Raw genomic sequence first — 14,017 nt, 5'->3', positions numbered from 1 at the left:
CACCTCCTTGCGTTTAGGGAAACACTGATTCTGCGATTTAATCATCGTTTCCTTAGATCATCATATCATAAAAAGAATGACAGATCATAACAGAAATGAAGTTCTCTATATGAAAATTGATTCCAAAACAAACCCACTCCGAAAAAATCCGGAGTGGGTTTGAAATTCGCCGCTCAACGCAGTCGCCATGCGACCTCGATCGGCTTATTGATATAATTTCTCGTATCCATCAACACGCCATCCACCACCGCACTCGCCCAGCCTTTGCCGAGCTGGAGCACCCAGGCACCGGACGGATGAGAGGCGAGAAATTCTTTTACCGGCGTCTTTCCACGCGTGAAATACCGGCAAGTCCCCACGGCATAGCGGCTGAGGTAGGATGCCGCGACGGACGTAGACTGCGGATTATTACACTGAGAGAGGGCTTGACGGCAGAGATCCTGATAAGCCTCTTCCCATGTCCTGCCTTCGGCGAGGGCGATGGCACGGACGAAGCTGTCCTGATACCCGCGGTTTACGGGACTTGGATTTCTAAAAAGAAATGTCTGGCCCGCGGCGACGTCGATGTCTTCCAAAGGAGCGAGGCGGCGCTCGCTCCTTTCGTAGAGCCATGGGGCGGAGGGGCGCGGCGCGGATGCGATGTCGGGCGGGATCTCCCACGCTTCGAGCAGTTTTTCGCTGCTCGCGTCCCATGTGTCATAGAGAAAACCATCCCGCGCGCAGGTGACGTGCCACCAAAGGCGGAGGACGTAGTTTCCTTTCGGATGCTGCCGGATAAATTCTCCCGCGGTCATGTCTGCCGTGCTGGCTTCGTCCTCGGTATGGGCGTGCGCTTGGGCGGACTTATACACGTAGCGGGCTCCGATTTCCTTCAGATATTTGCGAAAGACGATCGGATAGTCCGGCATGGCATGCAGGGAAAGGCCCGTCTGGCACAGTCCGGCGAAGGTGTCTTTCCATGAAATCCCCGTGCCTCCGGCAATGGCCCGAAAGACGCAGTCATTGCAGTCTTTCCCCTGCGGATTCACATTCTGCATTTTCCAATTCGTTTTTTCTATTCTCTTTCGATACATCAAGATCCCTCCCTTGTCTTTAGTATAGCACGCGGGTTAGACATGAAATGTCAATTTATGAAATGATGGGGTAAAAAAATTCACGGGTCATTATGAGAAATGCGAGAATGCCCTTTGTGGACGAAGGGCATTTTCGCATCACAAAGGCGCAGCAAGCATTCTTAAGTATCCATGGAAGCATTCCCTGCAATCTGGCACCAGCGCATTTCACGGTTCATGTCGTACAGGTACGGCTAAACTTCGCTCTAGGGTTTGCCGTGGAGGCGAATCCTGCATGAGATCTTTCTTTGCTTGCTGCGTCTTTATGTATTTGTATGGCTCACGCTGTCCGGCGGCTAGCACGCTTTCTGGCGGGAGGAGGGAAATCGGATCCGCCGCCAGCCCTCTCCGCTCTCCTTTCCTATAGGTATGTGCACGTAGGAGTGTGGAGGAGCTTTCGGCTCCCGGGAGGATTTTCCTCTCTCCATAAAATACTATCGTGGAAGTTTTGGACTTTACACGGTTTTGGATAAAAAAGATGGAAGGGAAACAGTGATCTCCGTCATTTATAAAAAAGGCGTCATAGTTTTATTTCTATTAAATTGCATATTTTCCAAAGTTTTCAAATGTTGATTTTACATATTTTCTCGATTTTCTATCAAGCAGGCAGCAAGCCACATTCACCGCAAGATCCTTCGACGCTTGTTCCGCATGCGGTTATCGCACATGCGCCGTTTCCGTCTACGCAGGATGACGGTGAATTCCTTGTCACCAGTCACTAGTATAGCGATTTGTCAGCTTCTGGACTTAGTGAGAAGTGCCAGAAGAGGCACACCATTCATATAGTGCCCCAATCCCCCCTTCATTATATAAAACAGTTTATCCATTATTTATATAAAACTCCGCGGCGCTTCCTCATTTTATGCGCCGTACCTTCACTCCTCACTCCTCACTCCTAACTCCTCACTTGATTTCAAAGTTGACCTACATGCCAGTTATTTAGGGAAACGCAATACTAGTCACCAATCACCGCCAACCAACAAAAAAGAACCACGGCGCATGCCGTGGTTCTTTGGCTTAGTTTCAAGAGTCGATTTCTTTCTTTCTGGTGAGGCTGGCTTGCTCGAAGTGCATGCTTCTGGTGTGAATGGTATGTACCCAGCCTTTCTCATGGCGATCCTTCCATCCGAGGATAGTGACGGGGATCCAGGAGTACATAAAGACAGGGTAGATGAGCCAGTAGAGGTAGATCTTCCAGGGCACCTTGATCTGAAGAAGAACGATCAATGGGACGACGGACTGGATGAATCCAAGGATCGCCCAGAACTGGTGCGGCACCAGCACATCGTTGTAGAGGATGACCGTAAAGCAGGGGTAGAACATATTGATGTAGGTCATCAGAAGGTAGAAGGTGGAGACGAGGAGGAAGTAGTTCTGCAGGAGCTGCATGATGCCGTCTAAGATGACGATGCTGTGACGTTTCCATCCTTCTTTCCAAAGGATCGGGATGTAGCGCTCGGAGCAATCGAACTGGCCCTGCGCCCAGCGTTTTCTCTGGCGGCAGGAGGCCATGAAGGAGAGTGGCTTCTCATCGTAAATGATAGCGTCATGTACCCAGCAGGTACGGATGCCGTGAGAGAGGCATTTCATGGCGAATTCCATGTCTTCGGTCAGGCAGTCACAGCCCCAGCCGTATTTCTTAACGATATCGGAAGCGATGCACATGCCGGTGCCGCCAAGACAGGAGGAGAGACCCATATTGTACTTGCCGAGATGCCAGAGGTGGTTGATGGTCCAGAAGGCGATGGCGAAGGTGCCGGAGACCCAGGTGTCGGTCGGATTCTTCGCGGAGAGGTAGCCCTGCAGGACTTTCTGTCCTTTGAGGAGACGATTGTTCATGACGGCAAGGAAATCCAGATGGACGAGGTTGTCGGAGTCGAAGACGCAGAAGGCGTCATATTTCTTATCCAGTGCAAAGATCTTCGGGAAGACCCAGTCCATGGCATAGCCTTTGCCGACGAGTTCCTTGTTTTCTCTTTCGAAGACGTGGGCGCCATGGGCGCGCGCGATGTCAGCGGTATTGTCGGTGCAGTTGTCTGCGATGACGAAGACGTCATAGAGTTCTTTCGGATATTTCAGGATGCGAAGGTTGTCCAGCAGGTCTCCCAGGACCATGGCTTCGTTGTGCGCCGGTACGACGATGGCGAAGCGGCTCTTTGGGGCAGCCAGATTCGTTTCTTTTCGATGCCACATGCCGAATAACGCGATCACCGTATAGTAGATGGTAAAAATCCCAACGATGATCTGTATCGGAAACATGATTATATCGAGGTAGTGGTTCATTGTTCGATGTCCTCAGGTGCTCTTTTCTGTTTTCTTCTGATAGCTTTCCGTTTGCCTTTTCTGCGGTTGAGGTAGGTATTCATCATGCCGAAGAGGATGTAGGCAGCGCAGATGGCAGCCGCCCAGATCGGCCAGTAGAAGATGGTCGCGATGACGAAGAAGGCAAGGCAGATCAGAATCGCGGGCCGATGCAGTCGGTCTGCGCTTGCGCCTTTGTTATCCGGGTAGTGGATCTCACTCACCATGAGGAAGGCGAGCAGAAGGACCCAGAGGACGATGAGCCAGTTCCAGACTTTCGCACCGGAGAGCACGTAAGCGGAAATGATGACGCCGGTCGTCGGGCAGGGCAGTCCTTCGAAGTAGCCATGAACGGATGTGACCTTCACATTGAAACGTGCCAGACGGAAGGCACAGAAGGTACCAAGGAGGGCGCAGGGAATGATGCCCACCCAGCCCAGCTCATGGAGCTGGTAGGAGTAAATGAGCGCACCGGCTGCGATGCCGAAGGAAATATCATCGGAGAGGGAGTCGAGCTCGACGCCCATGGGACCGGCGGTGTGCAGCGCACGGGCGACTCTCCCGTCCAGTGCATCAGCCACCATCGCGATCAGTATGAAAATCGCTGCAAGGTCGCAGTGACCTTCGATAGACATCATTATGGATAAGCCGCCAAAGAATGCATTGGCCGCTGTGACTCCATTGGCAATCCAAGATTTATTCAACTTATTTCAGCCTCCCTACGACGGTCAGGCCGCCGCGTACTTTGTCGCCTTTTTTGACGCAGATCTCACAGTCTCCCGGGATGTAGAGCTCCGTGCAGGAGCCGAATTTGATCATACCGTAGAGTTCGCCTTTTTTCAGGCTGTCTCCCAGATTTTTCCAGGAAACGACGCGTCGTGCCAGTATCCCCGCGATGAGGATGACCAGGATGGATCGGTTCTTGCCCGTGATCCCGATGGCACCGCGTTCATTTTCAAAGCCTACCCCTTCCTCATACGCAGGCAGGAATTTGCCCTGTGTATAGGACTGGTAGGTGATCTTCCCTTCCATTGGGCTGCGGTTGCAGTGCACGTCGAAAATGGAGAGGAAAATGGTGATTTTATGACAGGTCTGTCCCAGAAACATGTCTTCCTTCGCGTCATGGCACACGTCCACGACGGTGCCGTCCGCCGGAGAGACGAGGACATCATCACCCGGAGTGATTTTATCATTTCTGGGAGGACAGCGGAAGAAATAGGTGAAGTATACTGCAAGTACAAAGGGCACGACGGCAGCATAGTACCATTTCATCCAGAGTCCGATCACGCCAAGAAGGAGTGCCACGATGATAAAAGGGTATCCTTCCGGTAGAATGATTGGTTTTTTCAGCATCACTGACTCCTAAATGAATATGTTGGGTTTAAGGGTTAAGGGTTCGGGGTTAGCCCGTGGGGCGGCTCCGTCCACTGATTATGAAGAAAGCTTTGCGCGAATGAGAAATTAGAAATTAGGAATTAGGAATTAGAAATTAGAAATGAAGGTGGCGGCTTCGCCGCGAGTATATATGGGGCGATGCCCGAAGGTGGTATTTAGCCACCAGTCACTAGTCACCAGTTACTTGCGGCTCCTAATCCCCAATCCCTAGCCACTCACCCCTTATTACTTTCTCTCCCTCTTCCACTTCTTGACAGCCATCATGAATTTGGGGATGGCCATCATGCGCCCGATGCGGGAGGGCTGCAGGTAGAGTCGATACGCCCACTCTAGGCGGTTCTTCTGCATCCAGAGCGGGGCGCGTTTCAGATTTCCGCTCATGACATCGAAGACGCCGCCGATGCCCATGGCCAGCACGGGTCCGAGCTCGTCCTTGTGACGATAGAGCCATTTCTCCTGCTTCGGGACGCCGAGGCCTACCAGGAGCAGCTTGGCTCCGCTTTTCCGAATGTCTTTGATGATCCTTTTCTCTTCTTCTTCATCGAAGTAGCCGTCATGGCAGCCCACGAGTCGGATCTCTCCATGGGACTTCTGGAAGCGATCGGCCGCCTTCTTTGCGACGCCGGGCGCACCGCCCAAGAAATAGACGGGCCAACCTTCTTTCGATGCGATCTTTAGCAGCTCGACAGACAGGTCGGCACCGGTCACGCGTTCCGGAAAGGGAGTGCCGAGAGTTTCTCCCGCCCAAAGTACACCGGCTCCGTCAGGAACGACGAGGTCGGCACGATTCAGAATGCGCCCGAGCTCCTTGTCTTCCTGCGCCTGCATGATCATTTCTGCATTGGCCGTGGCAATGAGGCGGGGCTTTTCATCCCCCATCCCTTCTTTCGCCCACTGGAGGACTTCCTGCATGGTGAGTGCATAGACCGTGACGTCCATCACATTGTGCGAGGATTTTTCTATATCTATCATTTTACGCTGTAGTTCGGTGCTTCCTTGGTGATGCTGACATCATGCGGATGGCTTTCACGCAGACCTGCGCCGGTAATCTGAATAAACTGAGTGTCTTCATTCATGGCCTTGATGTTCTTCGCACCGCAGTAGCCCATGGATGCACGGAGACCGCCGATGAGCTGGAAGAGGACGTCGGAGACATGTCCTTTGTAAGGAATGCGGCCTTCGATACCCTCCGGTACGAGTTTCTTCGCATTCTGCTGGAAATATCTGTCCTTGCTGCCAGCCTGCATAGCACCCAGAGAGCCCATGCCGCGGTAGGATTTGTAATTCTTGCCCTGATAAATGATCATCTCGCCAGGAGCTTCTTCCGTACCTGCGAGGAGGTTGCCGAGCATGACGCAGGACGCACCGGCGCCAAGGGCCTTTGCGATATCACCGGAGTACTGGATGCCGCCGTCAGCGATGATCGGGATGCCGGTGCCTTCGGCTGCTTTCGCACAGTCATAGATCGCTGTGATCTGCGGTACACCGATGCCCGCAATGACGCGGGTCGTGCAGATGGAGCCAGGTCCGATGCCGACTTTGACAGCGGATACGCCAGCTTCGATCAGTGCCTTGGTCGCATCATAGGTTGCGACATTTCCGGCGATGAGTTCCAGATGCGGGAATGCTTTGCGCAGGCGGCGGATGGTCTGCAGCACGCCTTCGCTGTGACCATGTGCGGTATCGATGACAAGGACATCTGCTTTGGCATCGAGAAGCGCTTCGACGCGGTCTTCCACGTCCGAAGTGACACCGATGGCAGCAGCCACCTTCAGGCGGCCGTCAGAATCTTTGTTCGAATTTGGGAATTTTCTCATCTTTTCGATATCACGGATGGTGATGAGGCCTTTCAGATGGCCGTCATCGTCCACGAGCGGCAGTTTTTCGATGCGGTGCGCCTGCAGGATGCGTTTCGCTTCTTCCATGGTAGTATGTTCCGGAGCGGTGATCAAACCTTTCGAAGTCATGATGTCGCTGATCGGACGGGACAGATCCGTCTCGAAGCGCATATCACGGTTCGTAATGATGCCGACCAGTTTGCCATTCTCTGTGATCGGCACACCGGAAATATGGTATTTGTTCATCAGTTCGTCCGCATCCGACAGGGTGTTGTCCGGAGCGAGGTAGATCGGATCCACGATGATGCCGTGTTCCGAACGCTTGACCAGCTTCACTTCTCTGGCCTGCTCATCAATGCTCATGTTCTTGTGAATGACACCGATACCGCCCTCGCGCGCCATGGCGATCGCCATTTCTGCTTCAGTGACGGTATCCATGCCGGCGCTCATGACCGGAATATTCAGTGTGACATTCTGTGTAAGGTGGGTGCGTACATCTACGTCGCGCGGAAGGACATCCGAATGTGCCGGGATCAGCAGCACATCATCAAAAGTCAGTCCCTGCTTGCCAAATTTGTCTTCTCTCATCATAGCCTCCATTCAAAAACTTTGGTTACTTATGTGATGTCATGTCTAGCTCTCTAGCCAGGAAATGCAGATCTTTAGGATCCGCATCCCCTCATATGCCAAAGAGGTGCATTCTTTTCAATTAAAACATTATACCATAAATCACAGAGCTGTGTCTTGTATGATTTTTGAGGGTGCAAGGTTAGCCTGTGGGGCAGAGCGCCCCTTGATTATGGTTGAAAGCCTCGCTTGAATGAGAAATTAGAAATGAGAAATGCGAAATGGTGGTGCGGCGCTTAAAAATATGGAAGCGCCGCGGAGTATAGATGGTGGCGATACCCGAAGGTGGCATTTCAGTCACTAGTCACTTGAGGCTCCTAATCCCTAGCCACTAGTCACCAGTCACCAGTCACTTCTCCCCCCCCAATTTTTCAAGGAACGCCCCTCCAAATCGATGCGCGAGTTCTTTCCTGAAATCCATCCCCCGCTCCATGGCGTTTTGCGATTCCTTCCTCGCTTCTTCGAGGAGCGGGAGATCTTTCACGATATCTGCCGCCTTGAGGTCCGGCATGCCATGCTGGTGATAGCCGAAGAATTCACCGCTGCCGCGCAGGATAAGATCTTTTTCTGACAGGAGGAAACCATCCTGGATCTCGCACATCAGCTTCATACGAAGCTGGGTGATCTCATTCTGATTATCCGAGTAAAGGATGCAGTAAGCCTGCGCCTCCCCGCGCCCGACACGGCCGCGAAGCTGATGCAGCTGCGAAAGGCCGAAGCGATCGGCTCCGTAGACGAACATGATGGTGGCATTGGGTACATTGACGCCGACTTCGATGACGGATGTAGCGACGAGGAGCTTCTTCTCTCCCCGATGAAAGGCCTGCATGACCGCCTCTTTCTCGCTGTTCTTCATCCGCCCATGGACAAGGCCCACGGGAAACATGGGGAATATACGGTCACGCAGCTCTTCATACACGGAGACGGCCGAGGCGAGGTCCTGCTTCTCACTCTTTTCGACGAGCGGGCAGACCACGTACACCTGATGTCCCGCTTCCATTTCCCGTCCCATGAAATTGAAAACACGCTGAAGCATCTGACTCCCGATGGCGTAAGTCTTCACCGGATGTCTTCCCGGCGGCATCCCGCGGATGGCTGAAACATCGAGATCGCCATAAACGGAGAGCGCCATTGTCCTTGGGATCGGTGTCGCCGTCATGACGAGGATGTGCGGCGAGCCCCCCTTCGTTTCTAATGCCTTTCGCTGCTTCACGCCGAAGCGGTGCTGTTCATCGGTGATGACAAGGCCCAGATGGGCAAAGATGACATCTTTCTCGATCAAAGCATGGGTACCGATCAGCACATCGATGTCGCCTGCTGCCAGCTGCTTCAGGATCTCGCGGCGCTCAGATGCCTTCGTATTTCCGGAGAGGTAAGCGACACGGATGGGAAGGCCTTCGTAGAAATGCTGGAATGTCTCATAGTGCTGCCCTGCCAGAACCTCGGTCGGTGCCATGAGTGCGCCCTGATAGCCATTCTCTACGATTTTGGCGAGCGAGAGTGCCGCGACAGCCGTCTTGCCGCTCCCGACATCCCCCTGCACCAGGCGGTTCATCGGGATGAGCCCTTCCATATCGTCCTCGATATCACGAAAGGCTTGCTGCTGCCCCTCGGTCAGCCGGAAGGGGAACTGCTCGCGCACCCTCTTGACGAGCTCACCGGATGGCGCGCACTTGATGCTCTCTCTCCCCTCTTCTCTCTTTTTACGCAGGAGCAAAACACCTGCCTGCATGAAGAACAATTCTTCAAATGCGATCCGTCTGCGCGCTTCTCTCTGCTCGGCCCAGTCCTTCGGATCGTGCATCGCACGGATGGCCGCAAGCCGTCCCATCAGTTTTTCTCTCCGGACGGTATCCTCCGGAAGATTCTCATCGGCATCCTCCACCAGCGCGAGCGCTCCTTCGATCATGCGCCGAAGCTGCGGCGTCTTGATGCCCTCGGTCAGTCCGTATACAGGGACGAGCTTTTGAAAGGACGGCAGGTTCTCCGGCTCGATGGTCTCGATCTCCGCATTGCTGATCTGGTTTCTGTTGTAGCCATACTCCACCTTGCCATATGCCAGCACATGCTTCGAACGATGAAAAAGATCGGCTTTCCACGGCTGATTGAAATAGGTGAGCACCACCGCGCCCGTATCATCGACGATCATGACATTCAGGATCGACATGCTTCTTCGGGGATGAATCTCCTTCAGGCCCACTACCTCTCCGTAGACCACAGCCTCTTCATCAGGCACGAGATCTCCCATCGGTGTGACCTTCGTCCAGTCCTGATAGCGCCTCGGAAAATAGGAAAGGATATCTTCTACGGTATGAATACCGAGGCGCTCCAGCTTCTCCTTCATCCGAGGGCCGACGCCCTTCAGGTACTGGACGGAATCAGATAGTTTCATGGATGACCTCCTTTGAATGGTTACGGGTTCGGGGTTCAGGGTTCAGGGTTAGCCCTAGGGGCGTGGTGCCCCTTGATTGTTTGCGAAAGAGGGGGAGCGGGTTCTATGGGTTCTATGGGTTCTATGGGTTCTATAGGTTCTATAGGTTCTACATGTTCAACGGGGACGGTGCGGCGCATAAAAATAGGAAAGCGCCGCGGAGTTTTGAAGATATGGTATTCACGAAAAACGAGAAACCCGTGAACCTTTTGAACCTTTTGAACCTATGAGAATTCATATAAGGGAAAGATTGTTCTTTCTGCTTTCAAACTTGTAGTGGTGGCTTCGCCGCAATGTCAGATGATGGCATTCCCGTATCGTCAGCCTTCCCCTCGAGGGGAAGGTGCCCCGTAGGGGCGGATAGGGCACTGGCGGTATGAAAGACAGATGAGAAAACTGGAGAGGTGCGAGGCACAAGTGGGGAAAGCGTGAGTCCCAGACCGCGAATAAAAAAGATTTCTCGCTTCGCTCGAAATGACGATACGGGAGCCGGATGTCTCCTAGTCACAAGTCACTAGTCACTGGCGAGCAGAGCTTTCATTCGCAATCAAAGGGCGATACGCCCCATGGGCTAACCCTGAATCCCGAACCTGACCCCCTATCTCTTTTCTCCTATTATAATTCTTCAAATACTCTGCTGTAAAATACTTGCGTAAAAAAAAGAGTTGTGATATAGTATGAATGTTGCAATCGCGGAAGTGCAAGGAGGTGTAGCACATGGCTAACTATTGTGAAGTTTGCGGCAAGGGAACCGCTACGGGATTCAATGTATCCCATTCCCATTTGAAAACAAAGAGAACCTGGAAACCGAACATCCAGAGAGTTCGCGTACTGGTTGACGGACAGGTCAAGAGAATGAATGTCTGCACTCGTTGCCTTCGTTCTCATAAAGTAAACAGAGACATCTGATCGATCATCTGATTGCTGCATTTCAAGCCGGCTGTATTTCAGCCGGCTCTTTTTGCATGTTTTTTAGTGGCTGAGGATCGGTCGCAAGAAAGGCGGAGGAGCTTTCCCGCCCCTCCGCCCGGCTTGAAACATGCTCGAATTTTCTATATAATGAGAATAAATAGCAGTTTTTATGACTGTGGTTCAGGCCTCCGGATACGATGCTCCTGTCCTTTTATCCCCATGCGGCGTTCTCACTGCTCATCATTTCTCATTCATGAAAGGAGTCTCCTATGCGAAAAATTTTACTGACTGCTGCCTTCGCAGCCCTCACCCTCGCTTCCTCTGTTTCCGCGAACTGGATCACGGGCGAGCCTACGATCCTTGCCGTCAATTCCGGGGAGGCCGCCTTCCACACCGCCCTCACGGGTGACCAGCGGCTCGACGTAAATCTCACCGCAGGCGAAGAAGGCAAGGCTGACCTCACCTTCACGACGAAAGCATCAGAGAGTGCGCTGTCTCTCACCGCTCTCCCCGTCCTCGTAAGCGAAGAAGCCGGCTTTGCGGATGCAAAGCTCACCATCACGCCGCTCGTGAATGACGCGAATGGCCTGCGCTTCTACCTTGTCGATACCGGCGAAGCCGGCGGCGCGCATATTGTTTCCTATAAAGGCGCCGCCTTCAAGAGCGCCTTCGATGCAGCGGATCTGGAAAATATCAATGGTACCTCTTCTTTCACCGTTGAGAAGAAACAGATCCTCTTCCACACGAAGGAAAATGGCACAGACGCCACCTATACTCTTTCACTTGATACAAAGTCGCTCACATTTACTGCGGTAAAGTGAGTGGATACTGGTGACGAGGGAAACACGGATTCAATCGTTATCAGATTTAATCAGCGTTTCCCTAGAAAAATGGATAGCCTCACATCATCTTTCACTCCGCTCTGCGCCCCTAACCTCCGCCCTGCGGGCACCTCCTTCCAAAGGAAGGAGGGATAGATACACTCAAAACGCCCCACATTCTCGCCCCTTCCTCTGGAAGGGGCTGCCTGGCGTAGCGAGACGGGGTTGGCTCCCCCCGTATGTTGGAAATGCGTTTCCCCCGTATCGCTATCCCCACCACTTTCGGACATCGCCCTTTATAAAAATCGACGCGAAGCGTCGCTCCGCCTAATCCTTCCCCATCGGGGAAGGATTAGGCGGAGCGGTGGATAGGGTACTTTCATAAATCGTCGACTTGAGACACTCCTTCCCACTCTCTTTCATACCGCCTGTGCCCTATCCGCCCCTTTCGGGCACCTTCCCCTAGAGGGGAAGGCTGCGATACGAGAATACCATCTTCTAAAAAAGGCGGCGAAGCCGCCACCTCAACCCTGAACCCTGAACCTTGAACCTTGAACCTTGAACCTTGAACCCTGAACCAAATGAAAGCAACAAAAAGGGACTGCGAAGAAATGAATCCTCATTTCTTCACAGCCCCTTTTTTATTGCTTTCTATCAGCCGACAATGTTCAGCGCATAGACAGCGTATTCTTTTTCCAGTGCTTCGGACTTCTTGGAGAGTTCGATCTGGAGATCAGAAGCGGTGTCATAGTCTTTAGCTTCCAGGGCTTCTTTGAGCTTGGTCGCGATAGACTTGCTGGCTTTGGTATCTTTGATAAGTTCATATTTCTTTGCTGCGATAGATTCCCAACGTTCTTCATCGAGTTCATCTTCGCTGGAAAGCTTCTTGAAGCTCTTGACGAGTGCTTCTGTAGCCGGGATGATGCGGTCAACGAGTTCATTTTCCCAGCGGTATTCGATGGAATCAAGGAAGGAGTCTACAATGACCTGATTTAAGCTGTCGCCGGCGGTGATGACAGCGACTTTGTCTTTGTTTGCCTTCATGGTCTTGATGTTTTCCCATACGGTTGCCGGCGGCTTGCCAAAAGCAGCATCACGTTCTTCCTGGGTGAAGTCTTCGAATACGTTGTCTTCGCAGCGATAGGCACGACCTGCTTCGAGATAGTCAGCAGCATCGCCCGGTTTCTTGGAGAGTTCTGCGAGGAGGTCTGCCGGTGCTTTGCCGGAGGTGATCGCATAGGTAATGCCATCCAGTGCGGTCAGGAAGAGGCAGGAGGCAGCGAGATAGGTATTGGTGAACGGGTTTGGCGCGCGCAGTTCAAAGCGGGTGGCTTTCGGGCTTTCGACGTCGCGGACCAGACCGATCAGGATGGTTCTGTTACGGGACGGTACTTCCGGATTGTGGCCGAGGGAGGTGACGATGCAGACCGGCGCTTCGAAGCCCGGTTTCAGACGGTTGAAGGCATCAGTGGTGGAGGAGACGAATGGATTCGTTGCTTCGTAGTTCTTCAGGATACCCATGATGAAGCCATAGCCGATGGTGGAGAGGAAGTCAGCTTTCATATCGCTCGGCGCCAACAGATTGATGGTCTTGCCATTCTTCAGAGAAGCGCAGATGCCGACATGGGTATGTTCGCCGGAGCCGGCAACGCCGATGATCGGTTTTGCCTGGAAGGAAACATCGAGGCCGTACTTGCGGAAGACTTCACGGATGATGATGCGGGCTTCGAGTTCATTGTCAGCCGCCTGCAGCGGATTCATAGAGAAGAGCCAGTCAAGTTCGAGCTGTTCGCAGACATCGACGGTATGTCCCAGATCGTCGACTTTCGGTTTAATACCGCCGACTTCTTTATGCCCCATTTCTACATGCATGCCGCGAGCATCCAGTTCTTCGATGGCTTCTTCCATCGCAGTTCTGACGTTGCCGCGCATTCTCTGCCAGTACTGTTCCTGCAGTCTCTGAGAAATGGACAGGTGCTGTACCGTTTCTGTTTCGCTCGGTGTCTTGACCCAGAATTCCAGTTCCGTGCCGATGGTGAATTTGATATCCTCGATCTCATCGACCGGCAGATCTTCCATGCCTTTGACCGGCTTGCCGCTTGCCAGGAGGCCTTTCAGCTTCTCAGCGACGAAAGCGCAGGATTCTTTCAGGATAGAACGGGAATCGATGAATTTGCCATTATGCAGAAGGAAGCATGGGATGCGGAGCGTGCCGACCGGACGGCCATTGCTGTACAGGTTGTCTTCATTGTAGTCGATGTACCAGTTTACGCTGGCATCTGCGACCATGTCGACGCGGGCATCATTCAGTGTGGCGATGTTCATCAGAACGACAGAGGAGCCGTCGGTCTGTACGGCTGTGCCGGCGAAGAAATCATCGTAGTTTTTCAGGAACAGTTCGATCGGCACCTTTTCATCGGTGTCATTGCCGGCCAGATCGATGCCGACCAGAGAAACGAAACGGATTTCCGGATGGGTCTTGAGGAGTCCCAGGACGCCTTCTTTGCCAAATTCACCGGACGGGATGTAGTACAGTAAGTCGTTGTTGATCATTTTGAATTCCTCCTGCTTGATAATCGT

Annotated in this window: 10 protein-coding genes; 2 read left to right on the top strand and 8 right to left on the bottom strand. The window is 52.8% G+C overall.

The annotated features are described in order from the left end of the window. Positions 1-173: 173 nt before the first annotated feature. From ACGG9R_RS02665 to recG, 7 genes are all read right to left on the bottom strand, one after another. On the bottom strand, positions 174-1,073 hold the full coding sequence (locus ACGG9R_RS02665; protein ID WP_390151127.1) for a hypothetical protein: 900 nt from the start codon (positions 1,071-1,073) through the stop codon (positions 174-176). 1,062 nt (positions 1,074-2,135) lie between these two features. After that, positions 2,136-3,395: a glycosyltransferase family 2 protein gene (locus ACGG9R_RS02660; protein ID WP_022105403.1), complete on the bottom strand. Its 1,260-nt coding sequence runs from the start codon at positions 3,393-3,395 to the stop codon at positions 2,136-2,138. Continuing rightward, positions 3,392-4,117: a CDP-diacylglycerol--serine O-phosphatidyltransferase gene (gene pssA, locus ACGG9R_RS02655; protein WP_390151124.1), complete on the bottom strand. Its 726-nt coding sequence runs from the start codon at positions 4,115-4,117 to the stop codon at positions 3,392-3,394. The genes ACGG9R_RS02660 and pssA overlap by 4 nt, the downstream gene beginning before the upstream one ends. A gap of 1 nt (position 4,118) precedes the next feature. Then, on the bottom strand, positions 4,119-4,766 hold the full coding sequence (locus tag ACGG9R_RS02650; RefSeq protein ID WP_390151121.1) for a phosphatidylserine decarboxylase: 648 nt from the start codon (positions 4,764-4,766) through the stop codon (positions 4,119-4,121). A 267-nt stretch (positions 4,767-5,033) separates the two neighbouring features. Then, on the bottom strand, positions 5,034-5,780 hold the full coding sequence (locus tag ACGG9R_RS02645; protein WP_390151118.1) for a WecB/TagA/CpsF family glycosyltransferase: 747 nt from the start codon (positions 5,778-5,780) through the stop codon (positions 5,034-5,036). Beyond that, the gene (gene guaB, locus ACGG9R_RS02640; protein ID WP_390151115.1) at positions 5,777-7,234 is read right to left on the bottom strand and encodes an IMP dehydrogenase; all 1,458 of its coding nucleotides are present in this window, start codon (positions 7,232-7,234) and stop codon (positions 5,777-5,779) included. Before guaB ends, ACGG9R_RS02645 begins: the two co-directional genes overlap by 4 nt. Positions 7,235-7,622: 388 nt before the next feature. Then, positions 7,623-9,665 (bottom strand): ATP-dependent DNA helicase RecG, encoded by a 2,043-nt coding sequence (recG, locus tag ACGG9R_RS02635; protein ID WP_390151112.1) that lies wholly within the window; start codon positions 9,663-9,665, stop codon positions 7,623-7,625. Between the two features lie 756 nt (positions 9,666-10,421). Between recG and rpmB the strand changes: the two genes are divergently transcribed. Together rpmB and ACGG9R_RS02625 are read left to right on the top strand one after the other, a co-directional pair. Then, positions 10,422-10,613 (top strand): 50S ribosomal protein L28, encoded by a 192-nt coding sequence (rpmB, locus tag ACGG9R_RS02630; RefSeq protein WP_022105397.1) that lies wholly within the window; start codon positions 10,422-10,424, stop codon positions 10,611-10,613. A 272-nt stretch (positions 10,614-10,885) separates the two neighbouring features. Next, the gene (locus tag ACGG9R_RS02625; protein ID WP_390151109.1) at positions 10,886-11,437 is read left to right on the top strand and encodes a hypothetical protein; all 552 of its coding nucleotides are present in this window, start codon (positions 10,886-10,888) and stop codon (positions 11,435-11,437) included. Positions 11,438-12,091: 654 nt separating this feature from the next. On the opposite strand, the gene ACGG9R_RS02620 is transcribed toward ACGG9R_RS02625, so the two are convergent. After that, entirely contained in the window at positions 12,092-13,990 is a 1,899-nt protein-coding gene (locus tag ACGG9R_RS02620) for a glutamine synthetase (protein ID WP_390151106.1), read from the bottom strand. Positions 13,991-14,017: the final 27 nt, after the last annotated feature.

Source organism: Dialister sp. i34-0019-2H8 (genome assembly GCF_042846925.1).
Taxonomy (GTDB): domain Bacteria; phylum Bacillota; class Negativicutes; order Veillonellales; family Dialisteraceae; genus Dialister.
This window is presented reverse-complemented; position numbering and strand designations above follow the sequence as displayed.

Bases quoted from the DNA above. Each gene is read 5' to 3' on its own strand.
- ACGG9R_RS02625 (WP_390151109.1), top strand. From the start codon at position 10,886: ATGCGAAAAATTTTACTGACTGCTGCCTTCGCAGCCCTCACCCTCGCT.
- ACGG9R_RS02620 (WP_390151106.1), bottom strand. From the start codon at position 13,990: ATGATCAACAACGACTTACTGTACTACATCCCGTCCGGTGAATTTGGC.
- ACGG9R_RS02665 (WP_390151127.1), bottom strand. From the start codon at position 1,073: ATGTATCGAAAGAGAATAGAAAAAACGAATTGGAAAATGCAGAATGTG.
- ACGG9R_RS02645 (WP_390151118.1), bottom strand. From the start codon at position 5,780: ATGATAGATATAGAAAAATCCTCGCACAATGTGATGGACGTCACGGTC.
- recG (WP_390151112.1), bottom strand. From the start codon at position 9,665: ATGAAACTATCTGATTCCGTCCAGTACCTGAAGGGCGTCGGCCCTCGG.
- guaB (WP_390151115.1), bottom strand. From the start codon at position 7,234: ATGAGAGAAGACAAATTTGGCAAGCAGGGACTGACTTTTGATGATGTG.
- rpmB (WP_022105397.1), top strand. From the start codon at position 10,422: ATGGCTAACTATTGTGAAGTTTGCGGCAAGGGAACCGCTACGGGATTC.
- ACGG9R_RS02650 (WP_390151121.1), bottom strand. From the start codon at position 4,766: ATGCTGAAAAAACCAATCATTCTACCGGAAGGATACCCTTTTATCATC.
- ACGG9R_RS02660 (WP_022105403.1), bottom strand. From the start codon at position 3,395: ATGAACCACTACCTCGATATAATCATGTTTCCGATACAGATCATCGTT.